Source organism: Brachybacterium sp. GU-2, from assembly GCF_030866705.2.
Lineage (GTDB): Bacteria > Actinomycetota > Actinomycetes > Actinomycetales > Dermabacteraceae > Brachybacterium > Brachybacterium conglomeratum.
In genome coordinates this window covers 581,060-607,274 of record NZ_CP133037.2, presented here as the reverse complement: position 1 = coordinate 607,274, position 26,215 = coordinate 581,060, and the positions used below count along the sequence as shown (strand labels likewise).

Genomic DNA, 26,215 nt, shown 5'->3' with positions numbered 1-26,215 from the left:
TCGGCGCCGGACTCAGGCCCGCAGCGAGTCGACGTCCGTCGCACGCACTGCGAGGGCCTCGAGCCCGGCGCGGCCCAGCTCTCCCAGCCCCTCGGCGGCCTCCAGGAGCTCCCGGCCCCGGGTGGCGCGAGCGCGCACGTCGGCGGCGAGCGAGGCGACGGCCCCCGTCGCGACCATGAGCTCGTGCACGGCGTGGACGGCCGCCTCGTCCGCCTCGGCATCGCCGACCACGCGCGAGAGCAGGCGCTGTCCCTCGGCGTCGGCCGCGGCCTCGGTGCGGGCCAGGAGCACGGTGCGCTTGCCCTCGACGATGTCGCCGCCGATCGGCTTGCCGGTGGCGTCCTGGTCTCCGACCACGCTGAGCAGGTCGTCGCGCAGCTGGAAAGCGGTCCCCACCTCGATCGCCCAGCTGGAGAGCGCCTCGAGCTCTGGATCCTCGGCGCCCATCAGCGCCGCCCCCATCCGCACGGGCCGCAGCACGGTGTACGGCACCGTCTTCCAGCGGATCACCGAGAGTGCGGCCTGCTCCGCATCGGGGGCGGAGGCGAAGCCGCCCGCCTGGTGGAGGATGTCGAGGTGCTGCCCGGACATCACCTCGGTGCGCATGGCCTCGAACTCGGCGCGGGCCGCAGCGACGCGCGCGGCGGGGCCCGGGATCGCCGCCGCGATCTGCTCCGCCCAGGTCAGGGCGAGGTCGCCGAGCACGATCGCGACCGCGACGCCGAACTCCTCGGCGGAACCGGAGAGCCCGGCGGCCTCGTGCGAGCGCTGGGCCCGGACATGCTGCGCCGGGCGTCCCCGCCGCATGGGGGAGTGGTCGATCACGTCGTCGTGGAGCAGCGCCGCCGCCTGCACGAGCTCGATCGCCGCGCCCAGCCTCGCGAGCGCCTCCACCTCCTCGGCCGTCGGCTCCCGGCGGAGCGCCGCGACCCCGCCCCAGAAGCAGAACCGGGGACGGAGCAGCTTCCCGCCCTCGAGGAAGGCCTCGAGGTCGTCCACCAGCGCCGCACTCTCCGTCGAGATCCGCCCCAGCTGAGCCCTGCGCTCGGAGAGCTCGGCGGCCGTGACCTCCTCGATCCGGGCGACGAGCAGCGCGTCGAGATCCGAGAGGCGAGCGGCGGGGGGAGTCGGCGAGGCAGCGGTCATCGAGGGGTCCTTTCGCACGGGTGCCCCTGATCCTCCCATGCACGCCTGGGACCTCGCGCGCGCCCGGGCGCGAGGCGACCGTTCCTCCCCACCGGGGCTCCGTCCCCAGGGCGCGCTCCCCCCGCCCGCTCGGCCGCCCGATCGCGCAGGGTCGGGGCATGACGACGCACATCACCCCCGCCGATCCCGGCCGCCACCTCGGCGCGGCCGACGACCCCGCCGAGCTCCTGGCCGAGGCGCGGCTCAGCCTGTACGAGGCCCCCTCGGACTGCCTGCTGCTGTCCGGCACCGCCGCACCGGGCCGCCAGCCCCTGATCACCCGGTCCTCCCTGCACGACCTCCTCGCTCCGTGCGGCGGGGAGAACCTCCGCCGCCACGTCCGCCTCGTCGCCGAGCGGGGAGCGGAGGGGATGCACGCCCTGATCGTGATCGGCGACGGCCGGCAGAGCGTGCTCGAGCCGCTGGTTCGCGAGGTGCTCGCCCGCGCCGGCGGCCTCGTGGCCGCCACCGCCGCCGCGCTCGGCCCGGGCGGGGCGCAGCTGCTCAGCCTCCGCGGCGCCGCCGACGGACGCCGCTGGGAGCTCCGAGCGTCGACGGGCGGGGACGAGGAGCTCCTGGCCGTGCCGGTCGGGCCGCTGCGCGACTTCGCCGCGACGCAGGCCGCGGCCCGCGCGGTCCTGGCCGGGCGAGCCATCCCCCAGGAGGCCCGCCCCGAGCCGCTGCTCGAGGAGATCGGGCGCGCCCTGCACCTGCCGCCCCCGGACCTCGCCTCCGCCGCCGATCCCGGCCTCCTCCTCGCCGAGGCCGGCGCGGCCCTCCGTGCCCTGCGGCGGGGCCGGCCGGGGGCTGTCGGCGCGGAGGGGATGACGAAGTGTGAACACATCGCGCAGCTGCTCGCGGCGCTCGCCGTGGACCGCCTCCACTGGGAGCTCCTCGCCCAGCTGGTCGAGCACGGCGGGGCGCCGCCGATCGCCCGCGAGACCCTCCTCCAGGAGCTCGTCGCCGATCCCACCAGACGCCCTCATCCGGACGTCTGCGCAGGTGGGAGGGTGTACGTGCTGCTCGAGGAGATGCGCTGCGTGGCCTCGGCGGCGCTCGATGCCGCAGGGCCCGCCGCGCGCGGCACGGCGCGCCCCGCGTGGCGGGCGCTGACCGCTGTGCTGGTCCTGCTCGCCTGGTGGAACCACCGCTTCGCGACCGCGGGGAGCCTCGTCGACGAGCTCCGGCATCGGGACCCGGACTCCACTCTGGCACCCTTGCTGTCGAGAATGACCGACACCCCCGTCTTCCCCGCCTGGTGGCCCAGCACCTGAAGGGAGGGGGAGCCCGGGAGCACCGCGCCGGGCAGGAAGGAACGCTGCCGATGACCCTCCTCGGAGAGCACCGCGGCCCCGACGCCCCGACCGACCCGCAGGGCGACGGAGGGTCCGCCGCCCTCGCCGCGGCCGAGCACCGCACGGGGACCCCCGCCCTGCTCGGGGCATGGCACCCCGACCGCGGCGCGGGAGACCGACGTTTCACCTCGATCGGTGCGCTGCCGCTCGAGAGCGGCGAGGTGCTCGAGGACGTCACGATGGCCTACGAGACCTGGGGGACCCTCGACCGCGACCGCGGCAACGCCGTCCTCGTCCTCCATGCCCTGACCGGCGACTCCCATGTGCGCGGCGCCGCCGGGCCGCCCCACCCGACGCCCGGCTGGTGGGAGGAGATCGTCGGACCCGGGCGGCCGATCGACACCGACCGGTACTTCGTCATCGCCCCCAACGTGCTCGGCGGCTGCCAGGGCAGCACCGGACCGAGCTCCGCCGCTCCCGACGGACGCCCCTACGGCTCCCGCTTCCCGCAGGTGACGATTCGTGACCAGGTTGCGGCCGAGCACCGCCTCGCCGAGGAGCTGGACCTGCCCCGCTGGGCGCTGGTGATCGGCGGCTCGATGGGCGGCATGCGGGCGATCGAATGGGGAGTCACCCACCCCGAGCAGGTCGAGCGCCTCGCCGTGATCGCCTCGTCGGCCCGCGCGAGCGCCGACCAGATCGCCTGGAACAGCGCCCAGGTCGCGGCGATCCGGGTCGACCCCGCCTTCCACGGCGGCGACTACTACCACCTCCCGCAGGAGGAGGGCCCCCACGCCGGGCTCGGCATCGCACGCCGCATCGCCCACACCACCTATCGCACCGCCGACGAGCTCGAGGCGCGCTTCGGCAACCGCTCCCAGGGCCCCGAGAACCCGCTCGACGGCAGCGGCCGGCACCAGGTGACCAGCTACCTCGACCATCACGCGGTCAAGCTCTCCCGCCGCTTCGACGCGAACTCCTATGTCACCCTCGCCCAGTCGATGAGCACCCATGACGTGGGCCGCGACCGCGAGGGCACCGCCGCGGCACTGCGACGCGTGCGTGCCCGGACCCTGGTCGTCGCGATCGACTCCGACCGCCTCTTCCCGCCGGAGCTCGTGCGCGAGATCGCCGAGCACGTCCCGGACGCCCGCTGGCAGCTGGCGAGCTCGCCGATCGGGCACGACGCCTTCCTGCTGGCCCATCCGGGACTGGAGAAGTGGATCGGCGACCTGCTGGACCACTAAGCTGGCCGTGCCGCAGCACCGCTGCGCAGGGAGGAGACGTCGCGTGACCATCGTCGTGGGGTACGCCCCGTCCACGCAGGGGAGGGCCGCGCTGCGCGCCGGCATCCGCTACGCCGAGCGCACGGGCTCGCCGCTGCTCGTCGCCGCCCATCAGCACGCCGCGCCCGGCAGCGGAGGGGCCGCCGCGACCGAGGAGGAGGTGCGCGCCGAGCTCGAGGAGCAGGGCGCGGACCTCGAGGGCGTCACGATCCGCCGAGGCCCCGACCGCGAGATCGGCGAGTTCCTGCTCGCCACGATCGAGGACGTCCAGGCCGAGCTCGTGGTGATCGGGCTGCGCCGCAAGTCGCCGATCGGCAAGCTGAACCTCGGCGCCTCCGCCCGCAGGGTCGTGCTCGGCGCGCCCTGCCCTGTGCTCACCGTCAAGGACCAGGACCCCGCCTGAACCGCAGCGGGCGCCGCCCGGGACGCGCCGGCACGAGGCACCGATCACGCGCCGTGCGGCCGAGGGCCCTGGGGCGGGAATACCTGCCCCTGAAGAGCGTTACACTGATCAGGCTTGACGGCACCGTGCCTTCGTGCGCCCCTTCCGCGGTACAGACCGGGAACGCGACACGCGGCGCACACCGTGAGCCGCGCCGAGAAGACCGATCGCCCGAGTGCGGCGGACCGCCCGCACCGGGCCGCCGCCGGAAGAAGGAACTCTGTGACCTCCTCCAAGACTGCTGAGACCGCCACCGCGGCGAAGAACAGCACCAGCGCCGCGGCCTCGACGACCGACGAGGCCGTCGAGGGCGGTGCCCCCGTGACCGACGAGGGCGGTGCCGCGAAGACCACCACCAAGACGGCCGCGAAGAAGACGGCCGCGAAGAAGGCCGCCCCCTCGAGCCGGGGCGCCTCCGCCAAGCGCACCAGCGCCAAGGCCGCCGCGAAGACCCCCGATCAGGCCGAGGCCCCCGAGGCCGAGGACTCCGCCGAGGAGGCCGAGGCGCCCAAGGCCTCCTCCGGCGACCGCAAGGTCGAGGAGTCCGGCGGCTTCGTGTACAACGCCGCCGAGGACGACGCCCCCGCCCAGCAGGTCGTCACCGCCGGCGCGACCGCCGACCCGGTCAAGGACTACCTCAAGCAGATCGGCAAGGTCGCGCTGCTCAACGCCGCCCAGGAGGTCGAGCTCGCCGAGCGCATCGAGGCCGGCCTCTACGCCGAGCAGAAGCTCAAGGGCGACGAGTCCAATCGCGACAAGAACGGCCGCCTCACCAAGGCCGGCCGCGAGCTGACGATGATCGCGGACGACGGCCGCGCCGCGAAGGACCACCTGCTCGAGGCGAACCTCCGCCTCGTCGTCTCCCTCGCCAAGCGCTACACCGGCCGCGGCATGCTGTTCCTGGACCTCATCCAGGAGGGCAACCTGGGCCTGATCCGCGCGGTCGAGAAGTTCGACTACGCCAAGGGCTACAAGTTCTCCACCTACGCCACCTGGTGGATCCGACAGGCGATCACCCGCGCCATGGCGGACCAGGCCCGCACCATCCGCATCCCGGTGCACATGGTCGAGGTCATCAACAAGCTCGCCCGAGTGCAGCGCCAGATGCTCCAGGACCTGGGCCGCGAGCCCACCCCGGAGGAGCTCGCCAAGGAGCTCGACATGACCCCCGAGAAGGTCGTCGAGGTCCAGAAGTACGGCCGCGAGCCGATCTCCCTGCACACCCCGCTGGGCGAGGACGGCGACAGCGAGTTCGGCGACCTGATCGAGGACTCCGAGGCCGTCGTCCCCGCGGACGCGGTGAGCTTCACCCTCCTGCAGGAGCAGCTCCACTCGGTGCTGGACACCCTCTCCGAGCGCGAGGCCGGCGTGGTCTCCATGCGGTTCGGCCTCGAGGACGGTCAGCCCAAGACGCTCGACGAGATCGGCAAGGTCTACGGCGTCACCCGTGAGCGGATCCGCCAGATCGAGTCCAAGACCATGAGCAAGCTGCGCCACCCCTCGCGCTCCCAGGTGCTGCGCGACTACCTGGACTGACCAGGGCGCACCTCTCATCATCGGGCGGGCCCGGGATCCTTCGTGGATCCCGGGCCCGCCCTCCGTCGGACCACGCAGGAGGAGCCATGTCGCAGCACCGCGGCGCAGCGCCGCACACCGCCGAGCCCGTTCGCGCCGCGCTCGACGACACCGCACCGCTGCCCCTCGAGGTGCACCGCGTCCTGCCCGAGCAGTGGCGTGCGCACCGCGATCTGCGCCTGGACATGCTCGAGGCCGACCCGGACGCCTTCTGGGCCGACCTCGCCGAGGTGCGCTCCCGCACCGAGGAGCAGTGGCGGGAGGAGATCGCCGGGCCCCGGATCCACCTCCAGGCCCGCGCCGATGAGACGGTGCTCGGCGGAATCGCCCTGCTGCCCGAGGGCTACACGCCGGAGCACCCGATCCCCGAGGACCGTTCGCACATCGTCTCGCTCTGGGTGCGGCCGGTCGCACGGGGCCGCGGTATCTCCACGCTGCTCCTGCGCAGCGTCGCGGAGCTCGCGATCTCGATCGGCCGGCCCCAGCTGAGCCTCGACGTCGACGAGACCAACGCCTCCGCACGGGCCGTCTACGAGCGCCTCGGCTTCCGCGCGACCGGCCAGCGCGAGCCGCGCGAGGGCCGCGACAGCGCCTGGATCGAGTACGTGCTCGGCGCGGAGGAGCTGCTGCGCGGCTGAGGCGCGGCCCCCCGCCGCGGACACGACGAAGGGTGCCCGCCATGATGGCGGGCACCCTTCGTGGAAGCTGGGAGGAGGAGTCGATCAGTCTCGTGCGCGTCCGACTGATCTCCTGCCGCTCGTTCCTCGCAGCACGTCGATCAGTCCTCGACAGGCTCCGGCTTGAGGTGGAGCCGCTCGGTCTCGTCGATGACCTCGGAGGCGATGCCCTTCAGGGCGTCCTCGTGGGCGCGGGCGTGGTGGGCGCAGAACATGAGCTCGCCGCCCGCCTCGAGCAGCACCTTGACGTACGCCTGGGCGCCGCAGCGGTCGCAGCGGTCGTGGGCAGTGAGCCGGGGGGCTTCGAGAGTGAGGTTCATGCGGTCATTTGTAGCACCGACCCGGGCGCCGACGGGAGCGTCCACAGCCCTGGTTCGCCAGGGGCGCAAAGCCCTGTGAGCCGGACCGCGCCGCCGCGCACCGCGAGCGGCGGATGCGCTGTTCGCGGCGTCGTTCGTCGTAGGATCCGGAGGGTGTCCACCACCACCGCCGCGAAGAAGTCCGCCTACGACGCCCGCAACCTCCAGGTCCTCGAGGGCCTTGAGGCCGTGCGCAAGCGTCCCGGCATGTACATCGGCTCCACCGACTCCCGGGGCCTCATGCACTGCCTCTGGGAGATCCTCGACAACGCCGTCGACGAGGCGCTCGGCGGATACGGCGAGTCGATCGCGGTGATCCTCCACCCCGACCACTCCGTCGAGGTGCGCGACACCGGCCGCGGCGTCCCGGTGGACGTCGAGCCCCGCACCGGCCTCACCGGCGTCGAGGTCGTCTACACCAAGCTCCACGCGGGCGGGAAGTTCGGCGGCGGCTCCTACGCCGCCTCCGGCGGCCTGCACGGCGTCGGCGCGAGCGTCGTCAACGCGCTCTCGGCCCGCCTCGACGTGGAGGTGGACCGCGGCGGGAAGACCTACACGATGAGCTTCCAGCGCGGCGTGCCCGGCGTCTTCGCCGACGAGGGCGAGCCCTCGCCGGAGTCCGGGTTCACCCCGGCCGACGGCCCCGGCGAGCTGCGCGTGGTCGGCAAGACCAAGCGCGGCCAGACCGGCACCCGCGTGCGCTACTGGGCCGATCCGCAGATCTTCGTCAAGGGCTCCCACTTCTCCCTGGACGACCTCACCCGCCGCTCCCGGCAGACCGCCTTCCTCGTCCCGGGCCTGCAGCTCTCGGTCACCGACCACCGCCCCGAGGCGAACCCCGACCAGCCCGCCACCCGCACCTTCAAGTACGACGGCGGCATCAGCGAGTTCGTCGAGTACCTCGCCCAGGACCAGAAGATCACCGACGTGATCCGGCTCCAGGGCTCGGGCGACTACACCGAGACGATCCCGGTCCTCGACAAGAACGGGCACATGGTCTCCACCGACGTCGCGCGCACCTGTGAGGTCGACATCGCCCTGCGCTGGGGCTCCGACTTCGACTCGACGCTGCGCTCTTTCGTGAACATCGTGGCGACCCCCAAGGGCGGCACGCACGTCACCGGCTTCGAGCAGGCGCTGGTCAAGACGATGCGCAAGCAGGTCGAGAACCAGGCCCGCCGCGTGAAGTTCAACGCGAAGAACGAGAAGATCGAGAAGGACGACACCCTCGCCGGCCTCACCGCCGTGGTGAGCGTCCGCATCGACGAGCCGCAGTTCGAGGGCCAGACCAAGGAGGTCCTCGGCACCCCCGCGATCCGCCAGATCGTCGCGAAGGTCGTCGAGGACCGCCTCACCGACTTCCTCACCTCCACGAAGAAGGGGGAGAAGGAGCAGGCGGCGCTCGTCGTCGACAAGGTCGTCTCCGAGATGCGGGCGCGCATCGCGGCGCGCATGCACAAGGAGGTCTCGCGGCGCAAGAACGCGCTGGAGTCCTCCACGATGCCGACCAAGCTCGCGGACTGCCGCACCCACGACGTCGACCGCTCCGAGCTGTTCATCGTCGAGGGCGACAGCGCGCTCGGCACGGCGAAGAACGCCCGCTCCTCCGAGTTCCAGGCGCTGCTGCCCATCCGCGGCAAGATCCTCAACGTGCAGAAGGCGTCCATCACGGACATGCTCAAGAACGCCGAGTGCGCGAACATCATCCAGGTGATCGGCGCCGGGTCCGGTCGCACCTTCGACCTCGAGGCCGCCCGCTACGGCAAGATCATCATGATGACCGACGCCGACGTGGACGGCGCCCACATCCGCACCCTGCTGCTGACCCTCTTCCACCGCTACATGCGCCCCCTGGTCGAGGCGGGCCGCGTCTACGCGGCGGTCCCGCCGCTGCACCGGGTCGAGATCATCCACGGCGGCTCGAAGAAGAACGAGCTGGTCTACACCTACTCCGAGGCCGAGCTGCACAAGCTGCTGAAGAACCTCGAGCGCCGCGGCAAGAAGTTCAAGGAGCCGATCCAGCGCTACAAGGGCCTGGGCGAGATGGACGCCGATCAGCTCGCGGACACCACCATGGACCCGCGCCACCGCATGCTGCGGCGGGTGCGGATCGAGGACGCCGAGGCCGCCAGCTCCGTGTTCGAGCTGCTGATGGGCTCCGAGGTCGCGCCGCGCAAGCAGTTCATCATCGAGGGAGCCGAAGAGCTCGACCTGGAGAGGATCGACGCATGAGTGTCGCCGTCCGTGTGATCCCGTGCCTGGACGTCGACGCGGGCCGCGTCGTCAAGGGCGTGAACTTCAAGGACCTGCGGGACGCCGGGGATCCCGTCGAGCTCGCGGCGCGCTACGGCGCCGAGGGTGCCGACGAGCTCACCTTCCTCGACGTCACCGCCTCCTCCGGCGGCCGGGAGACGATGATCGAGGTCGTGCGCCGCACCGCCGAGCAGGTGTTCATCCCGCTGACCGTCGGCGGCGGGGTGCGCTCCGCCGAGGACGTCGACCAGCTGCTGCGCGCCGGCGCCGACAAGTGCGGCGTGAACACCGCCGCGATCTCCCGTCCAGGCGTGATCTCCGAGATCTCCCGCCGGTTCGGGAACCAGGTGCTGGTCCTCTCGATCGATGCCCGACGCGTCACCGATGAGACCCCCGAGGGCACCGCTCGCACCGGCTCAGGCTTCGAGGTCACCACGCACGGCGGCCGTCGCGGCACCGGCATCGACGCGATCGAGTGGATCCGTGAGGTCACCGAGCGCGGCGCGGGGGAGATCCTGCTGAACTCGATGGACGCCGACGGCACCAAGGACGGCTTCGACCTCGAGCTGATCACCCTCGCCCGCGAGGCGACGAGCCTGCCGCTGATCGCCTCCGGCGGCGCCGGACGGCCCGAGCACTTCGCCCCCGCCGTCCACGCCGGGGCGGACGCCGTGCTCGCCGCGAGCGTGTTCCACTTCCAGGAGATGACGATCGGCGAGGCGAAGGCCGCGATGGCGGCCGACGGCATCACCGTGCGGTGAGCGCCCCGCTGTCCGTCGCCCCGCGGCGCGCCGGGACCGGCCGCGCCCGGGGTCAGCGCCTGGTCGTCGGCGCGCTCGTCGCGGCGCTCGTGCTGCTGCTCGGTGCCGGCTGGCTGCTCTGGGACAACCGTCGCCTCGTGGTCACCGAGCAGGCGGTCGAGGTCGCCGCGACCCCGGAGGGCGGGCTGCGCATCGCGCACGTCTCCGACCTGCACGCGGCCGGCCACGGCGACTTCCAGGACCGGCTCGCCGCCGAGATCGAGCAGCGGGACGTCGATCTCGTCGCGCTCACCGGCGACCTGATCGACATGCGCACCACCGATCTCGGCTCCGTCCTGGACCTCGCCGAGCACCTCAGCGCCGTCGCCCCCACCTTCTTCGTGCTCGGCAACCACGAGGGCGACTCCGCCCTGCGCGAGGAGCTGCTGGCGGGGCTCGAGGACGCCGGGGTGAGGATCCTGCGCGACGAGGTGACGAGCCTCGAGATCCGCGGCACCGAGGTGACGGTCGCGGGGCTCGAGGATCGACGGGTCGCCGTGGTCGACGGACGGACCCCGGCCCAGCCCGCCGCGGTGCTGGACCGGCTCGCGCTCGAGTCCGCACCGGGCCCGACGGTGCTGCTCGCCCATCGCCCCGAGTTCCTCGCCCAGTACGCCGATCACGGCGCGGACGTCGTCCTCTCGGGGCATGCGCACGGCGGGCAGGTGCGGCTGCCGCTGATCGGGCCGCTCTTCGCCCCGCACCAGGGATGGCTCCCGGCGCTCACCGAGGGCGTGCACCGCCAGGGGGACACCGCCATGGTGATCAGCCGCGGGCTCGGCAACAGCGTCGTCGGCGTGCGGGTGAACAACCCGCGCGAGCTCGTCGTCGTCGATCTCGTGCAGGAGTCCCCGCAGGGCTCCCGACGCGGGGAGAAGCCGTGCTCAGCCCTCGATGCGGTAGGTGACGCCGAGGCGGTGGGAGGCGCCGGGCTCGAGCGCGACGAAGCCGTCCTTGGCGACGGCGGGCTCTAGGCAGACGAAGCGGGGCCAGTCCGCATCGGGGATGTCCGCCATCCCCGTCACCAGGGTGTCCCAGGGGTTCCACACCACGGTGCGGGAGGTGCCGCGCGGGGTGGAGACGAGACGTCGGACGAGCACCGGGTCCACGACGGTCACCTCGCCGGTCGCCTCGGTGATGCGGTCGGTGGAGGCGGTCAGGCGCAGCGGCTCCTCGGGCAGGACGTCCGCGGCGAGGTCCCGCGTGTTGTCGAGGTAGGCGGCGCCCTCGAGGCCGAGGATCTCGATCTCGCGCACGTCGCCGACGGCGAGATAGGTGTGCAGCGCCGCCTCGAGCTCGACCGGGCGCGAGCCGGCGGTCAGGGTGAGGTCCACGTCCAGCTGCGCGCCGAGGCGGAAGACCGCCTCCCCGCGCAGCGCGACCGCGTCCTCGGGGGTGGCGAGGGTGATCTCGACGTCGTCGCCCCCGCGGCGGGCGGAGGCGAGCTCCCAGCGGGTGTTCCGCAGCCAGCCGTGCTTGACCGTGCGGGCGAGATCGCGGCCGGGCCCGAACCAGGGGCCGACCAGGGGCACGCCGCCGCGGACGGCGACGCCGGGCCCGAACTCGGAGCTCGGGCTCATCCACAGCAGGTCCTGCCCGGCGGCGGGGACCCAGCTGGTCAGGTGCGCGCCGTCGAGCAGGAGCACGCCGGTCGCTGCGGGGGTGTCGACCAGGACGGCATCGACGCCGTGCGCGGTGCCGAGGGAGACGCCCTCGGGGAGCGGGACGGCGGCGCCGCGGGCGGCGGCGGCCGCTGGGTCCTGGACGGCGGGGGACCGGGGATCGGTGCTCATGGGCCTATCGTCCCACGCCCTCAGGAGGAGACGCCGGGCTGCTCGTCCTCGGGGCCGGCCGTCACGGCAGGACCCTCCTGCGGGGGACCCGCGGCCGCGGCCCCGGCGCCGTCCTCGGGCAGGCCCTCCGCGGCGGCCGAGACCGTGCGGATGAGCAGCAGCAGCCAGACGAACACGATCACCGCCGCCCCCATCTCGAAAGCCGTGAAGTTCAGGTAGCCCACCCCGGCGTAGAGCACGACCACCATCATCAGCAGGGCGAAGGCGCCGGCGGTGAAGCCGATCAGGGCCCCGGGCAGGCGGCGCAGCAGCACCGGCAGCACCAGCAGCGTCAGCGCGAACACCACCACCAGCGACTGGGCGAGGACGTCGTGCCAGAGCACGCTCACGCTCCGCGAGACCAGCGCGACGAGTGCGACGAGCACGCCGACGAGGGTGAGCATCACCCGCACCGCGGTCACCGCGCGATGGTCCTCGCCCGTGGCGCGGGCCCACCGGTCGAGGTCGTGCGCGATGAACTCCACCACCGTCAGCAGGGCGATGCCCGTCAGCAGCAGGGTGAGGTTGAAGATCATGCTGGAGGCCCCGGTTCCCTCGCCGAGCTCGGAGAAGTAGCGCTCCCACCAGTACGGGTCCGGGGCGCTCAGCGCGCTGGCGAGCACGCCGACGGTGAGGAAGGCGGCCAGCAGCGTCGCGAGCGAGCGTCCGGTCAGCGCCGTCAGCGAGGAGGAGGCGATGTAGGCGGCGCCGCCGCTGGCGGCCGCGACCCAGAAGGTGCCGGCGAAGCGGTCCAGCGCCACGCCCTGGAAGGCCTGCTGGAACACCGCGAACAGCGCCCCGGTGAGGAACAGGCCCAGCAGGCCGTGGATGAGCGAGAGCCCCACCACGTCCAGGGCGCGCCGCCAGAGCGGCCGGGAGCCGAACCAGGGCATCGTGCGCACCCGGTCCGTGACGAGCACCAGCACCGAGGTCGCGGTCCCGCAGCCGGCCACGGAGAGCGCCGCGACCTGGCCGATCGATCCGGTCCCCGACAGCGCCGCGGTGCCCCGCAGCGCGCTCAGACCCACCACGAGGCCGACGACCGCGCCGGCGACCCCGATCGTGGCATGCGCGTTCTCGGCGCGGGTCGCCCCGGTCGCCCGGTGCGCGGCGGTGGCCGGCAACGGATCAGCCGACCGCGGCGATCGGCACCGGGACGGGGGTGCCGGAGCCGTCGCGTCGACCGGTGGGCTCGGGAAGGTCGATCGGCTGGCCCGCCTCGGAGGAGGCGCGGGCCGGATGCGGCACCACCCATGCGCCGATGAGGGAGTCCTCGCCGCGCAGGAAGCGATGGCAGCGCATGCCGGCGGTGGAGCGGCCCTTCGCCGGGAACTCCGCCAGCGAGGAGACCTTGAGCGAGCCGGTCTGCAGCAGCGGCAGCGTCGACGAGCTGCCCGCGACGGTGACGACGTCCGCGGGCGCCGTCACGTCGATCACGCCGAAGGACAGCACCTGCGCGTCGCCCGCGAGCTTGATCCCGGCCACGCCGCCCGCGCCGCGGCCCTGGGGGCGCACGCCGGAGGAGGGGAAGTGCAGCAGCTGTGCGTCGGTCGTGACGAAGACGAGGTCGAGGTCCGCGTCGTCCTCGAGGTCCACGACGCCGACGACGGCGTCGCCGTCCTTCAGCGAGATGATCTCGAAGCCGTCGGTGCGGGGGAAGTCGAGCTGGACCCGCTTGACCACGCCCTGGCGGGTGCCCAGCGCGATCGCGCCGCCGCGGGCGATGTCCGCCTCGGCCAGGCGGATCAGCCCCAGCGGGCGCTCGTCCCGCTCGAGCTCCAGCAGGTCGACCAGTCGCGTGCCGCCGGCGAGGGAGGGCGCCGAGGCGGTCGGGGCGAGGTTCGGCAGGTCCACGACGGACAGGCGCAGCACCCGGCCGCGATCGGTCACGACGCCCACCTCGGCGCGGGTGGTGCTGCGCACCGAGGAGACGATCACGTCGTGCGCGCCTCGCGGGCCCTCCCGCAGCAGCGGCCCCTCCCCGGAGACTCGGGCGATCAGCCCCGTGCCGGTCAGGTGCACGCCGCACGGCTCGTCGGCGACCTCGAGGGAGGCGCCCGCCTTCGGCACCGGGGCGGAGGCGGACTCGAGCAGCACCGTGCGGCGCGCGTCCCCGTGCTCGGCCGCGACGGCGGCCAGCTCGTCGGAGACCAGGCGACGCAAGATGTCTTCGGATCGCAGAATTTCTTCGAGATGCTCGATCTCGGCCCGCAGCTCGTCCCGCTCCGCCTCGAGGTCGATCTGCGAGAACTTCGTCAGGCGGCGCAGGCGCAGCTCGAGGATGTACTCGGCCTGCACCTGGGTGAGGTCGAAGACCTGCATCAGGCGGGTGCGGGCGGTCTCCGCGTCGTCGCTCTGGCGCACGATCTGGATGACCTCGTCGATGTCGAGGATCGCCAGCAGCAGGCCCTCGACCAGGTGCAGGCGCGCCCTGCGCTTGCCGAGGCGGTGCTCGGTGCGACGCCGCACCACGGCCAGGCGGTGGCCGACGAACACCTCCAGCAGCTGCTTGAGGCCCATCGTGCGGGGCTGCCCGTCGACCAGGGCGACGTTGTTGATGCCGAAGGACTCCTCCAGCGGGGTGAAGCGGTAGAGCTGCTCGAGCACCGCCTCGGGCTCGAAGCCGGACTTCACCGTGAGCACGAGCCGCATCCCGTGGTGGCGGTCGGTGAGGTCCTGGTAGTCGGTGATGCCGGTGACCTTCTTGGACTGCACCGCGTCGCGCAGCTTCTCGGCGAGGCGCTCGGGACCGACCTGGTACGGCAGCTCGGTGACGACGATGCCCTTGCGGCGCGAGGTGACGTTCTCGATCCGGGTGGTGGCCCGCATCTTGAAGGAGCCGCGACCGGTGCGGTAGGCGTCCCGGACCCCGTCCAGTCCCACGATCCGACCGCCCGTCGGCAGATCCGGGCCGGGCACGAAGCGCATCAGCTCCTCGAGATCCGCCTCCGGGTTCTCGATGAGATGGCGGGCCGCGGCGATCGTCTCGACCAGGTTGTGCGGCGCCATGTTCGTGGCCATGCCGACCGCGATGCCGGAAGCGCCGTTGACCAGGAGGTTCGGGTACTGCGCGGGGAGCATCTCGGGCTGGGTGAGCTGGTTGTCGTAGTTGGGCACCATGTCCACGACGTCCTCGTCCAGCGAGTCCGTCATGAGCCGCGCGGCCTTCGCCAGGCGCGCCTCGGTGTATCGGGCCGCCGCCGGGCCGTTGTCCAGGGAGCCGAAGTTGCCGTGCCCGTCCACCAGCGGCAGGCGCATGTTGAAGCCCTGCGCCATGCGCACCAGCGCGTCGTAGATCGCGGTGTCGCCATGGGGGTGGAGCTTGCCCATCACCTCGCCGACCACGCGCTGGCTCTTGACGTGGCCCTTCTCGGGCCGCAGACCCATCTCCGCCATCATGTAGAGGATGCGGCGCTGGACGGGCTTGAGGCCGTCGCGGGCATCGGGCAGCGCCCGGGAGTAGATCACGGAGTAGGCGTACTCGAGGAACGAGGACTCCATCTCGCTGGTGACGTCGATGTCGACGATGGTCTCGTCGACGGCGTCGTCCCCAGCGGGCGGTGCGGTGCTGCGTGATCGGGCCATGGAGGACATCATGGCGCATGACCGGCCATGATCCTGGGATCCCGTGCGCCCGACGGGACGTGAATCCCGTCAACACCCGCCGCTGCCGGACTAGGATCGAGCCATGGCGGACAGACGCGACGGCCTGCGGTCCCTGCGACGACGTGCCCGGGGCGGCAGCGGCGCCGGCCCGGCGTATCCCGCGCACTGGGAGGCGGACATCGCCCTGCGCGACGGCTCGGCGGCGCACCTGCGCCCGATCCTGCCCGAGGACGCCGAGGCGCTCCAGGCCTTCCACCAGCGCCAGTCCGAGCACTCGCGGTACCTGCGGTTCTTCGCGCCGATGCCGCGGCTGTCCGAGCGGGACCTGACCCGCTTCACCACCGTGGACCATCGCGACCGGGTCGCGTTCGTCGCGCTCGTGGGGAACGACATCGTCGCCGTCGGCCGCTACGACCGGACCTCCCCGCGCTCGGCGGAGGTCGCCTTCAACGTCGCCGACTCCCGGCAGGGCTCGGGACTGGGGTCCGTGCTGCTCGAGCACCTCGCGGCCGCCGCGCGGGAGCAGGGCATCGACGTGTTCACCGCCGAGGTGCTCCCGCAGAACACGAAGATGATCAAGGTCTTCACCGACGCGGGATTCGACGTCGACCGCACCCTCGACGACGGGGTGGTCATGGTGTCCTTCCGGATCGACCCCACCGCCCGGTCCCTCGCGGTGATGGCGGAGCGGGAGCACCGCGCCGAGGCGCGCGCCATGGAGCGGCTGCTCCACCCCGAGTCCGTGCTCCTGGTGGGGGTCTCCTCCCACCGCGATTCGGTCGGCGGCCGGTTCCTCACCGCGCTGGAGGGATCCGGCTACCCGGGAACCGTCCACCTCGTCTCCCGCGAGGCGCTCGAGCTGCGGGGCCGACGCGCCTGGGCGCGGATCTCCGAGGTCCCCGGACCCGTCGACCTCGCCGTGATCGCGCTGCGCCCCGAGGCCTGCCTCGACGCGGTCGAGGAGTGCGCCGAGATCGGGGTGCACAGCGTCGTGATCCCCACCGAGGGATTCGCCGACAGCGAGCGCGGCCGGAGCCTCCAGCGCGAGTTGGTGGCGCGGATCCGACGCCACGGCATGCGGCTGCTGGGACCGGGATCCCTCGGCATGCTGCGCACCGGCGACTCGCCGCTCAACCTCTCCCTCGCCCCGCACATGCCGCGCGCGGGGCGGGCCGCGCTCGCCGGGCAGTCCAGCGCGCTCTCCGCGATGCTCCTGGCCGGCACCGATGCCCGCGGGATCGGCCTGCACGAGTTCGTGGGCGTGGGCAACCGCGCCGACGTCTCCCTCAACGACACCCTCCAGCACTGGGAGGACGACGAGGAGGTGGGCGTGATCGGGCTGGCCATGGAGTCGATGGGCAACCCGCGCAAGTTCACCCGGATCGCCCGGCGCCTGACCCGCCGCACCCCGCTGATCGTGCTGCGCCCGCCCGGCAGCGAGTCCCATCTGCCGCCCGGCCATGACGTGCGCCGCTCGACGCTGCCTCGGCGCGCCCTGGACCAGGTGCTCGACTCCGCCGGGGTCGTGCAGACCGGGGGAGTCGACCACCTCCTGGACGTCGTGGACGGCATCGAGCGCCAGGGCCTCCCGCTCGGGCCGCGGGTCGGGATCCTCTCCAACACGGCGGCGCTCGGCGCGTCGCTGCGCGGCGCCGCGGACGGCGCCGGGCTGCGCATCGTTGCCGAGAACCGCTCCGTCCCCCTCTCGCCGGACCCGCGTCAGATCCAGCGCGCCTTCACCACGATGGCGGCGCTGGGCGAGGTGGACCTCGTGATCGCCGGAATGCTCGACGCGCAGGGCGAGGACGCCGAGGAGGTGCTGCGCCAGATGGCGATCGTCGCCCGCCACTCCGAGGTGGTGCTGCTGGTGTGCGTGGTCACCGGCAGCGACCGCTTCGACGCGCTGCGCGGCCGGGTGCGCGTCGACCCGCAGCTCCCGCCGGTGCACGCCACCCCCTTCGCCGTCGTCCGCGCCGCCTCCGGCCTGCTCGAGGCGACGCTGCGACCCGCGGCCGACGACGAGGAGCCGGCCCGGCGCGAGGACGTGGACCGCGCCGCGGCGCGGGAGATCGCCGAGCGGCTCCTGAGGGACCACCCCGGCGCGGGGAGCCCGTCGGACCCCGGGGACCGCACCGGCGCCGAGGTCGAGATCGAGGTCGGGGGAGAGGACGTCGCCGCGCTGCTGGCCGCCTACGGCATCGAGCTGCTGCAGGGCCGACGCGTCGCCGACGAGGACGAGGCGCTCGCCCGCGCCGCCGAGATCGGATATCCCGTCGCGCTGAAGAGCACCGATCCCGTGCTGCGCCATCGTGCGGACCTCGGCGGGGTGCGCCTGGGGATCCCCGACGCCGTCCAGCTGCGCCATGCGGTGCAGGCCATGCGCAAGGACCTCTCCTACTCCTCCGCGCCGCTCGAGGTGCAGGCGATGGCGCCGGCCGGGGTGCCGATGGTGGTGCGCAGCGTCGAGGACCCCTCCCTGGGGCCGGTGCTCTCCCTGTCCGTGGCGGGGGACGCGACCGACCTCCTGGACGACATCGCCTATGCGATCCCGCCCTTCAGCGAGGCCGGTGCGCACCGGCTCGTCGACGCCCCCGCCAGCGCCGTGAAGCTCCGCGGCGCCCGGGGGCTGCCGCCCGCGGACCGCGACGCGCTCGCCGACCTGGTGGTGCGGGTGGGCCTCCTCGCCGAGGACCTGCCCGAGCTCGCCTTCCTCGAGCTGTACCCGGTGCTGGTCGCCCAGCACGGCCTCACCGTGGTCGGGGCAGGAGCTCGGCTCGCCCCCGCGCCGAACCGCACCGACGGTGCGCGTCGCACGCTGTCCGGACCGCCCGGTGCCTGAGGATCGTCCGGCGTCCGCCGCGTGGGAGACTGGGGCCATGACCACCGCCCTGCCCGCCGACCTCCGGAAGGACCTCGAGACCGCCGGGTACTTCCCCCAGGCCGCCTCCCGCAGCATCGCGCGCTCCCTGCGCGGAGCGGCCGTGCTCACGCACCTCGTGCGTGCCGAGACCACCTTCGACGGCCCCGAGGTGCGACGGCACCTCACCGTCGTCGTGCTCACCGCGACGCACCTGCTGATCACCCATCTCGACGACGACCCCGCGGACGCGCTGAACCCCAGCCAGGTCGTCTCGACCACCGAGCGGGTGCGTCTGCGCCGCATCACCTCGACGGGCCTGTCCCAGGTCTTCGACGCCGACGGGCAGCTCGCCACGGGCCGCGAGTCCGAGATCACCCTCGGAGTGACCTGGGACGGCAGCCGTCGCCTCGACCTCGAGCCGGCCGACTGCGGCGACCCCACCTGCCAGGCGGACCACGGCTACACCGGCAGCTCCGCCCCCGCGGACCTCGCGCTGCGGGTCAGCGCGCTGGCCGACGGCGAGGCCGCGGTCGAGGAGGCGCTCGCCTTCCACGACCGCCTCCTCGAGGCGATCGACGACCTCGGGGCCTGAGCCGGAGCATGGCCGAGATGGACGATCCCGCCCTGCCCGACTGGCCCGAGGACCTGCTGGCCCCGCCCTTCGCCGCGGGGGAGCGGCCGGGCCTGCTGGACGTGCTCGCCCCCCTCGCCTCCGCGCCCGAGGAGGGACGGGACCTGGTGGTGCTGCTCGACGGCGTCGGCGCGGACCTGCTGACCGAGCACCGGGCGCTCACCCCGACGCTGAGGCGGCTCGAGGGCTCCGTGGAGCGGACCCGCACGGTCACCCCGTCGACGACCGCCAGCGCGATGGTCTCCCTGCACACGGGGCTCGCACCGCTCGAGCACGGGGTGCTGGGCTATCTCGGCTTCGACCCCGTGGGCCGCCGGGCCGTCAACCAGCTGACCGGCGCCCCGGGCCTGGACCCCCACGCCTGGATGCCGCTGACGACCCCGGTGGAGGCCGGGACGCGCCGCGCCGTGCAGGTCGCCCCCGCCAAGCACGCCCGCTCCCATCTCAGCGGCGTCGCCTATCGCGGCTGGGAGTTCCTCGCCCAGGGGCGTGGGGACCGCGTCGAGGCGGTGCGCACCGCGCTGCACCGCGGCGGCCCGGATGCGCTGGTGCACCTGCACGTGGACGACGTGGACCACGCCGGCCACGTGCACGGCATCGACTCCGAGCCGTGGCGCACCGCGCTCGCCGAGGTCGACGCGCTGATCGGCACGCTGCTGAGACGCGTCCCCCGTGGGACCCGCGTCCACCTCACCGCCGATCACGGGATGGTCGACACCTCCGCTGCGCACACCGTCGACCTCGCGGAGGAGCCGGCGATCCTGTCCCTGGTCGAGGAGGTGACGGGGGAGGCGAGGGCGCTCGCCCTGCACGCGGTGCCCGGCGACGGCGCCGCCGCGGAGCTCGCCGAGCGGATGCGCGTGCTGATGGGGGAGCGCGCCCTGGTCCTCACCCGGGAGCAGGTGCTCGCCTCGGGGCTGCTCGGCCCTGCCGCCACGGCGATCCCCGAGCACGTCCGGGGACGGATCGCCGACGTGTTCGTCCTCGCCCGCGGACGCTGGGGCGTCGACGACTTCTCACGCCGACCCGAGACGGCCCGGTCGATGATCGGGGTGCACGGATCGCTCACCTCGGGGGAGGCGGTCGTGCCGCTGCTGCGCACGATCACCTGAGCCCTGCCGCGGCGCGATGCCCGGTGGGCAGGCCCGCCCGCGGCGGCCCCGGGAGACGTCTCAGTCGTTCCGGGAGCCGAAGACGATCTCGTCCCAGCTGGGCATCGAGGCGCGCTTGCTCTTCGACCGGGAGGACTTCCGGGCAGGCTTCGCGGGCTCCTCGGACTCGCCGGAGCCCTCTCCCCGCGCGGCGGCGGAGGCGTCGTCGAAGCCGGGCAGCGGCGTGAGGTCCACGGTGTCCTGGTACTGGATCTCCGGCCGCTCGGGCTCGTCGCCCGCCTCGTCGGAGGTCTCCTCGGCCGGGTCGTCGGCGCCGTCCTGCGCGCTCGGGGAGTCCGAGGGGTCCTGGGCGGCGAGCTCCTCGTCGGCGCCCTGCCCGTCCTGCTCCTCCGGCGCCGAGGAGTGCTCGCGCAGGGCCTCCGCGTCCGGGTCGTGGTCGGCGGGGGACTGGTCGGCCCCGGCGCCCGATCCGGCCTCCGCCGGGCCGGCGAGCACCGGCGCGACGGGACGCGCGTGATCGGCGTGCGGAGCGGGATCGGCGGCGAGCCCGGAGCCCTGCGCCTCGGTGCTGTCGTCGCCGGGCTCCTCGACGGTCTCGTCGAGCCCCGACCAGACGGTCGCGGAGTCGTCGGGGCGGGGGACGGAGCGCATCCCGCGACGGGCGTTGAGCGCGTCGAGCTCGCTGTCCTCGAGCGCGGAGGGGTGCTCGTCCGCCACGGGACGGCGGTGCGGCCAGGTGCGGGCGCGGGGCGACTCGCCCTCGAGCGAGCCGTCGGCCTCGAGGTCGTACACGGAGGACTTCACGGCCTGGAGCCGGCCGCGGCCGCGGCTCGGCTCGGGCGGGGCGTCCTCGTCGCTGATCCAGCGGGCCTCGTCGTCCAGCGGGGAGACGGAGCGGGTCTCGACATCGGCGGCCCAGTGGGCCTGCCGGGTGCGACCGCCTGCGGAGAAGGTCAGCTCGAGGGTCCAGGTGCCGTCGGGGCGCCGCCAGGCGTCCCAGGCGCTCTCGCCGGTCGCCTCGCGGGCGGCGAGCCGCTCGGCGACGACCTCCTGGAGGGCGGGGCCGCCGCGGCCGACGGGGAAGGTTCGCGCCCGCTGGGCGGTCCACTCGCGCTCGGCGAGCACCGGCCCCTCGTAGCGGCGGACGTGCTCGAGGGGGATCTCGGAGGTCTCCGAGATCTCCTCCGCGCTGCGGCCGGCGCGGAGCATCGCCTGGATCTCCTTGGGGCGCAGCGGGGTCGCGTCGGCCGCCTGGATCTTGTTCAGCGCGGGACGGTCCGAGCGCACCGCGGCGCGCAGCGCGCGGTCGATCCGCAGGGTGTACCGATCGCCGTCGGAGTCGACCAGGAGCAGATGCTCCCCGTCGTCGTGGATCCCGTCGAGATCGAGCTCGCGCATCGTCGTCCTCTCCGTCCGAGCCTGGTCTCGGAGCCTGGTCGCTCGCAGGCACAGTCTAGGCCGTGACCCTACAGTGCGACGCCTGGGTGCGCGCCGGACGCGCCCGGGCCGTCGGCACCGGACGCCGACGGGGCGGGGACGTCGTGTTGCCGCTCACGGGTGCCTCTGCAATAATGCCGCCGCATTCAGCGTTGGGACCCGGACCGGTCGGATGCGGTCCCTAGTGGCCGCACCGGCGCGGACATGCCCACACCCAGGTCGTACGACCCCGCAGACAACCAGGAACGGACCGTAGATGGCCACTGATTACGACGCCCCGCGCAAGAACGACGACGAGTCCAACGACGATTCCATCGAGGAGCTGAAGGGCCGACGGAACGAGTCGGCGACCCCCACGGTCGACGAGGACGAGGCCGAGGCGGCCGACTCCTACGAGCTCCCGGGCGCCGACCTTTCCGGCGAGGAGCTCTCTGTGCGCGTGCTGCCCCGCCAGGCGGACGAGTTCACGTGCGCCAGCTGCTTCCTCGTGAAGCACCGCAGCCAGATCGACCACGTCGAGGGCACGCTCATCATCTGCAAGGACTGCGCGGCGGCCTGACGTGCGCGCGAGCGCGGGCCAGCAGAGGGGGAGCACCCCGACAGCAGGAACGGCACCTCCCCTTCGGGAGGTGCCGTTCCTGCTGTCGGGGCCGGACCGGGCGCGAGGCCGACAGGCCACGAGGTCGGAGATGCCCTCGGACCGGAGCGGTCAGGCCGCGCGCCGTGCCTGCTGCTGGGCGGTGCGCAGAGCGAGGGCGAGGTCCTCGGGGCGACGGGTCGAGGCGACCCACGCGGTGGTCGGGTCCTCCGGATCCAGCACCTCGACGCGGATCCCGCTGCGGGTCCAGCCGCGCACCTCATGGTGGGCCAGCGGCTCGAAGTCCTGGCCGATCGTGAGCGCCCAGTCCTCGCCGCGCAGCACCTGCGGCTCGCCCAGCTCGGTCACGTCGATCCGGGCGCGGCCCAGGCGGAACCGGCCGCCCGAGACCTCCAGCACGGGGGAATAGGCGATCAGCAGCACGATCGCGATCACGATGGAGACCGCCGACAGCGCGATCGCCGCGCCGAGGTGCAGGGGCACGATGACGAGCCCGAGCGCCGCACCGATCGCGACGCCGATCACCCAGGCGCCGACCCCGGGCAGGAGGTGCTCGTGGTGGAGAGGCGTTCCGGCGCCGCGCCCGGGGGCGGGGGCCGCACCGGCGGCGGACCGCTCGGACGGGGACTCGGCGGCGGGGGGAACGGCGGAGGCGGACATGCCCACCATGGTCTCACGCACTCCCTGGACCCCCGGTGCGCGGAGGACGCCGCCGGAGCGCCTACCCTGGCGTCATGTCTGCCGACCCCGACACCAGCGCGCCGCTGCGGATCCGCCGCACCGGCGCGACCTCGCTCCCGCACCGCGCCCATGCCGACGACGCCGGTCTCGACCTCGCCAGCGCCGAGGAGCTCGTGATCCCCGCGGGCGGCCGCGCCCTGGTCGACACTGGCCTCGCCGTCGCCCTCCCGCCCGGCACCGTGGGACTCGTCTGCCCCCGCTCGGGCCTCGCCGCGAAGCACGGCGTCACGGTCCTCAACGGCCCCGGTATCGTGGACGCCGGCTATCGCGGACCGCTCAAGGTCGCGCTGCACAACACCGATCCGACGGAGGACTTCCCCCTCCACGTCGGCGACCGGATCGCCCAGCTCGTGGTGGTGCCGTTCCTGGCCCCCGTGCTGCAGGAGGTCGACGACCTCGAGCAGACGGACCGGTCCACCGCCGGGTTCGGCTCCAGCGGCGGCTTCGGCGGCGCACACCACCAGGAGGGATGACCATGGGACTGTTCTCCCGCAGGAAGCGGCAGGAGCCGGAGGAGATCGAGGGGCTGGGCGCCCTGGAGCTCGACTCGCCCGAGCCGGACGACGCCCCGGAGGACGAGGGCGCGGCCGACGACGCCCTCCCCGAGGACGAGCCCGAGACCGAGGAGGAGGCCCCCGCACGCGGGGACCACCTCGAGGACGGGCCCTACGACGAGGCCGACGCGCCCGACGAGGACCGCATCGACCTCGGCGGCCTGCTCGTCCCCGCCATCGACGGCATGGAGCTGCGGATGGAGGTCGACCAGCGCACGAACGCCGTGACCGGCGCGAACCTCGTCATCGAGGGCTCCTCGCTGCAGGTCCAGGCCTTCGCGGCTCCCAAGTCCCGCGGGATCTGGGAGGAGGTGCGGGGCAAGCTGCGCGAGTCCGTGGTCAAGCAGGGCGGCACCGCCGAGACCCGGCCTGGCGCCTTCGGGACCGAGCTGATCGCGCGCATGCCCGTCAAGCGGGCCGACGGCCGCACCGCCTACCGTCCCGCGCGCTTCATCGGCGTCGACGGGCGGCGCTGGCTGCTGCGCGCGGTCCTCTCCGGCAAGGCGCTGGCGGACCCCGAGCAGGCGCGCCGCTTCGAGACGCTCGTCTCGCGCCTGGTCGTCGTGCGCGGCGCGGAGGCGATGGCGCCGCAGGAGCTCATCCCCCTGCACCTGCCCGGCGAGCGTCCGGGCCTCGACCAGATCCGCTCCGGCCCGCTGGACCCGCTCGCCCGCGGTCCGGAGATCACCGAGATCGGATGAGCACCCACCGCGCCGGCGGCCGGCCCCGACGGGATCGGGCCGCCGCATCCCCCGCCCCCGCGCCTGCCGCCGGGTCCTCGCCGCGCGGCGACTCCGACGCCGCGCCGTCCCCCGGGGCCGACGCGCAGGACGCATCCCCGGCGGGCCAGCAGCCCGCGGTAGAGCCCGCCGGCGGCGAGGGATCGACCCGCAGCGGCCTCGGCGCCGTGCTCCAGGAGGAGGAGTTCTCCGTCGCCGACGCGATCGGCGGGCGCCGCGGGATCGTGGAGTCGGTGCTGCCGACGCTGCTGTTCGTCGTGCTCTTCGTCGCCACGGGCGCCGTGGGCCTCGCCGCGGGCGCCGCGGTCGCGGCCGTCGTGGTGATGCTGGTCGTGCGTCTCGTCCAGCGCCAGAGCCCCTCGACCGTGATCGGCGGGCTGATCGGGGTCGCGCTCGGCGCGGTCCTCGCGGTCCGCTCCGGGGAGGGGTCCGACTTCTACTGGCCGGGCATCGTCACCAACGCCGTCTCGCTGGCCGTGCTCCTGCTCTCCCTCGCCCTGCGGCACCCGCTCGTCGGCGTGGTCGTCGCGCTGCTGGACCCGCGGGTCTCGGACTGGCGCGAGCACGAGGACGGCCGCCGCGTCTACACCCGCGCGACCCTCCTGTTCGCGGGGCTGTACGCGGCCAAGCTCGCCGTGCAGCTCCCGCTGCTGCTGACCGGCCAGGTCGCGGCGCTCGGCGCGGCGAAGATCGCCATGGGCCTGCCGGCCTTCGCGGTGATCGCCTATCTCGTCTGGCTCATGCATCGCGGGCTGCTCGCCCGCCGCGGCCACCGCTGAGCCCCGAGCGGCGCGGTCGGCGCACCGTCCACTGGATGAGATGATGGTGCACGATGTGCACGCCGAGAGTTCTGCCGCCGTCCGAGCCGGGCTCGGACCCGGAGTGGAGGAGAGTGGTCCGATGACCCCCGATGCCGACAGCGCGCCGAGCAGCCCCGCCCCCGGCGGCCGAGTCCTCACGGTCACCGCCGGCCCGCCCGCGGCCGGCGGCACCTTCGTGGCCCGCCACGAGGGCCGGGTCGTCTTCGTGCGCGGCACCGCACCGGGGGAGACCGTCACCGCCCGCCTTCTCGAGGACCCCCAGGCGAAGGCCGATGCCCGCTTCTGGCGCGCCGAGGCGCTCGACGTGCTCGAGGCCGGACCCGACCGCGTCCCCACGGTGTGGGAGGAGGCCGGGGTCGACGGCGTCGGCGGCGCGGAATGGGCGCACATCGCACTGCCCGCCCAGCGCCGCATCGCGAGCGAGGTCATGCAGGAGCTGCTGCGGCGTGCCGGGGTGACGAGCTTCCCGATCGAGCAGGTGCAGGTCGAGCCCGCCCCGCACGACGCCGACGGGCTCGGCTGGCGCACTCGGGTGCGCTACGCCGTCGGCCCCGACGGGGAGGTCGGGATGCGCGGCTGGCGCTCCCACGAAGTGCGTCCCGTGGGCGAGGATCCCCTGTCGGCCCCCGCGGTGCGCGCGTTGCGCCTGGGGGAGTGGACCGCCCCCGAGGGCACCGAGGCCGTCGACGCCGTGGCCCCCTCGGCCGGTCCGGCCTCGGTGGTGCTGATCGGCCGTGACCTGGATCCCGAGACGATCGAGATCCCGCAGAGCTGGGGCGACGCCGACGTCGCGGTCCGCACCGCCCGCGGTCTCGTCCCGCTGCGCGGCGACGGCACCGTCCACGAGCGCCTGGGCGAGCGGCTGTTCACCGTCAGCGCCACCGGCTTCTGGCAGTCCCACCGCCGGGCCGCGGAGCTGCTCACCGAGATCGTCGACTCCGCCCTGCACGCCCCGCGGGGCGGCAGCGCCTGGGACCTCTACGGCGGCGTCGGCGTCTTCGCCGCGGTCGCCGCGGAGCAGGTGGGCACGGGCGGCTCGGTCGTCTCCGTCGAGGGCAACCGCCGCGCCTCCCAGCTGGCCGCCCAGAACCTCGAGGACCTCCCGCAGGTCTCCACCGCCACGGCCGACGTCACCGACTGGGTGCGCGCACGCCGCGGCGGGGTCGACGCGGTGGTCCTGGATCCGCCGCGCGCCGGCGCGGGCGTCGAGCTGATGGGGCTGCTCGCCGGCGCCGTGCGCCAGCGCATCGTGTACGTCTCCTGCGAGCCCGCCACCCTCGCCCGCGACCTCGCCGCGATCGAGGGCAAGGGATGGCAGGTCAAGGACCTGCGCGCCTTCGCCCTCTTCCCGCACACGCACCACATCGAGTCCGTCGCGGTCCTCGAGCGCGCCGCGGGCTGACCGGGCCGA

The 26,215-nt window shown here is 73.9% G+C and carries 23 protein-coding genes; 16 read left to right on the top strand and 7 right to left on the bottom strand.

All coding sequences use genetic code 11. The features are described from left to right. Positions 1 to 12: 12 nt before the first annotated feature. Complete coding sequence (locus RBL05_RS02840) at positions 13 to 1,146, bottom strand: polyprenyl synthetase family protein (protein WP_308740654.1); 1,134 nt, start codon at positions 1,144 to 1,146, stop codon at positions 13 to 15. A 158-nt stretch (positions 1,147 to 1,304) separates the two neighbouring features. On the opposite strand from RBL05_RS02840, the gene RBL05_RS02835 reads away from it, so the two are divergent. From RBL05_RS02835 to RBL05_RS02815, 5 genes are all read left to right on the top strand, one after another. After that, positions 1,305 to 2,459: a hypothetical protein gene (locus RBL05_RS02835; RefSeq protein ID WP_308740655.1), complete on the top strand. Its 1,155-nt coding sequence runs from the start codon at positions 1,305 to 1,307 to the stop codon at positions 2,457 to 2,459. Positions 2,460 to 2,509: 50 nt separating this feature from the next. Then, on the top strand, positions 2,510 to 3,727 hold the full coding sequence (gene metX / locus RBL05_RS02830; protein WP_308740656.1) for a homoserine O-acetyltransferase MetX: 1,218 nt from the start codon (positions 2,510 to 2,512) through the stop codon (positions 3,725 to 3,727). Positions 3,728 to 3,770: 43 nt separating this feature from the next. Then, complete coding sequence (locus RBL05_RS02825; RefSeq protein WP_259882828.1) at positions 3,771 to 4,169, top strand: universal stress protein; 399 nt, start codon at positions 3,771 to 3,773, stop codon at positions 4,167 to 4,169. A gap of 183 nt (positions 4,170 to 4,352) precedes the next feature. Beyond that, the gene (locus tag RBL05_RS02820; protein ID WP_308740657.1) at positions 4,353 to 5,744 is read left to right on the top strand and encodes an RNA polymerase sigma factor; all 1,392 of its coding nucleotides are present in this window, start codon (positions 4,353 to 4,355) and stop codon (positions 5,742 to 5,744) included. 86 nt (positions 5,745 to 5,830) lie between these two features. Then, a complete protein-coding gene (locus RBL05_RS02815) occupies positions 5,831 to 6,421 on the top strand; it encodes a GNAT family N-acetyltransferase (protein WP_308740658.1) in 591 nt (196 codons plus the stop codon). Between the two features lie 140 nt (positions 6,422 to 6,561). On the opposite strand, the gene RBL05_RS02810 is transcribed toward RBL05_RS02815, so the two are convergent. Further along, entirely contained in the window at positions 6,562 to 6,780 is a 219-nt protein-coding gene (locus RBL05_RS02810; protein WP_010550606.1) for a hypothetical protein, read from the bottom strand. A 153-nt stretch (positions 6,781 to 6,933) separates the two neighbouring features. On the opposite strand from RBL05_RS02810, the gene RBL05_RS02805 reads away from it, so the two are divergent. The 3 genes from RBL05_RS02805 to RBL05_RS02795 are packed head-to-tail and all read left to right on the top strand — an operon-like array spanning position 6,934 to position 10,846. Next, positions 6,934 to 9,051: a DNA gyrase/topoisomerase IV subunit B gene (locus RBL05_RS02805; protein ID WP_308740659.1), complete on the top strand. Its 2,118-nt coding sequence runs from the start codon at positions 6,934 to 6,936 to the stop codon at positions 9,049 to 9,051. Further along, complete coding sequence (gene hisF / locus RBL05_RS02800; protein WP_308740660.1) at positions 9,048 to 9,833, top strand: imidazole glycerol phosphate synthase subunit HisF; 786 nt, start codon at positions 9,048 to 9,050, stop codon at positions 9,831 to 9,833. Before RBL05_RS02805 ends, hisF begins: the two co-directional genes overlap by 4 nt. Further along, positions 9,830 to 10,846 (top strand): metallophosphoesterase, encoded by a 1,017-nt coding sequence (locus RBL05_RS02795; RefSeq protein ID WP_308740661.1) that lies wholly within the window; start codon positions 9,830 to 9,832, stop codon positions 10,844 to 10,846. The genes hisF and RBL05_RS02795 overlap by 4 nt, the downstream gene beginning before the upstream one ends. On the opposite strand, the gene RBL05_RS02790 is transcribed toward RBL05_RS02795, so the two are convergent. The 3 genes from RBL05_RS02790 to RBL05_RS02780 are packed head-to-tail and all read right to left on the bottom strand — an operon-like array spanning position 10,757 to position 15,289. Next, positions 10,757 to 11,665 (bottom strand): D-hexose-6-phosphate mutarotase, encoded by a 909-nt coding sequence (locus RBL05_RS02790; RefSeq protein ID WP_308740662.1) that lies wholly within the window; start codon positions 11,663 to 11,665, stop codon positions 10,757 to 10,759. The two genes, RBL05_RS02795 and RBL05_RS02790, sit on opposite strands and share 90 nt — an antisense overlap. Positions 11,666 to 11,685: 20 nt before the next feature. Next, positions 11,686 to 12,828 (bottom strand): DUF998 domain-containing protein, encoded by a 1,143-nt coding sequence (locus RBL05_RS02785; RefSeq protein WP_308740663.1) that lies wholly within the window; start codon positions 12,826 to 12,828, stop codon positions 11,686 to 11,688. A gap of 4 nt (positions 12,829 to 12,832) precedes the next feature. Beyond that, a complete protein-coding gene (locus RBL05_RS02780) occupies positions 12,833 to 15,289 on the bottom strand; it encodes a DNA topoisomerase (ATP-hydrolyzing) subunit A (RefSeq protein WP_308740664.1) in 2,457 nt (818 codons plus the stop codon). A 103-nt stretch (positions 15,290 to 15,392) separates the two neighbouring features. Between RBL05_RS02780 and RBL05_RS02775 the strand changes: the two genes are divergently transcribed. The 3 genes from RBL05_RS02775 to RBL05_RS02765 are packed head-to-tail and all read left to right on the top strand — an operon-like array spanning position 15,393 to position 19,913. After that, a complete protein-coding gene (locus tag RBL05_RS02775; RefSeq protein WP_308740665.1) occupies positions 15,393 to 18,149 on the top strand; it encodes a GNAT family N-acetyltransferase in 2,757 nt (918 codons plus the stop codon). Between the two features lie 37 nt (positions 18,150 to 18,186). After that, entirely contained in the window at positions 18,187 to 18,762 is a 576-nt protein-coding gene (locus tag RBL05_RS02770) for a DUF5998 family protein (RefSeq protein ID WP_259882921.1), read from the top strand. A gap of 17 nt (positions 18,763 to 18,779) precedes the next feature. Further along, a complete protein-coding gene (locus RBL05_RS02765) occupies positions 18,780 to 19,913 on the top strand; it encodes an alkaline phosphatase family protein (RefSeq protein WP_308740666.1) in 1,134 nt (377 codons plus the stop codon). Positions 19,914 to 19,973: 60 nt separating this feature from the next. Here the strand turns inward: RBL05_RS02765 and sepH are convergent, their stop codons facing one another. Beyond that, positions 19,974 to 21,311, bottom strand: coding sequence for a septation protein SepH (sepH, locus tag RBL05_RS02760; RefSeq protein ID WP_308740667.1), 1,338 nt, complete (start codon positions 21,309 to 21,311; stop codon positions 19,974 to 19,976). A gap of 295 nt (positions 21,312 to 21,606) precedes the next feature. Between sepH and RBL05_RS02755 the strand changes: the two genes are divergently transcribed. Continuing rightward, positions 21,607 to 21,909, top strand: a complete 303-nt coding sequence (locus RBL05_RS02755; protein WP_263309735.1) for a DUF4193 domain-containing protein — start codon at positions 21,607 to 21,609, stop codon at positions 21,907 to 21,909. 150 nt (positions 21,910 to 22,059) lie between these two features. On the opposite strand, the gene RBL05_RS02750 is transcribed toward RBL05_RS02755, so the two are convergent. Continuing rightward, a complete protein-coding gene (locus tag RBL05_RS02750) occupies positions 22,060 to 22,608 on the bottom strand; it encodes a DUF3093 domain-containing protein (protein WP_308740668.1) in 549 nt (182 codons plus the stop codon). A gap of 74 nt (positions 22,609 to 22,682) precedes the next feature. Here RBL05_RS02750 and dut point away from each other — a divergent pair, with 74 nt between their 5' ends. The 4 genes from dut (at position 22,683) to RBL05_RS02730 (ending at position 26,206) form a co-directional block, all read left to right on the top strand. After that, entirely contained in the window at positions 22,683 to 23,162 is a 480-nt protein-coding gene (gene dut, locus RBL05_RS02745; RefSeq protein ID WP_308740669.1) for a dUTP diphosphatase, read from the top strand. A gap of 2 nt (positions 23,163 to 23,164) precedes the next feature. Next, a complete protein-coding gene (locus RBL05_RS02740; RefSeq protein ID WP_412523787.1) occupies positions 23,165 to 23,944 on the top strand; it encodes a DUF3710 domain-containing protein in 780 nt (259 codons plus the stop codon). Then, positions 23,941 to 24,762: a DUF3159 domain-containing protein gene (locus RBL05_RS02735; protein WP_263309733.1), complete on the top strand. Its 822-nt coding sequence runs from the start codon at positions 23,941 to 23,943 to the stop codon at positions 24,760 to 24,762. Before RBL05_RS02740 ends, RBL05_RS02735 begins: the two co-directional genes overlap by 4 nt. A gap of 121 nt (positions 24,763 to 24,883) precedes the next feature. Further along, the gene (locus tag RBL05_RS02730) at positions 24,884 to 26,206 is read left to right on the top strand and encodes a class I SAM-dependent RNA methyltransferase (protein ID WP_308740671.1); all 1,323 of its coding nucleotides are present in this window, start codon (positions 24,884 to 24,886) and stop codon (positions 26,204 to 26,206) included. The last annotated feature ends 9 nt before the right edge of the window (positions 26,207 to 26,215 follow it).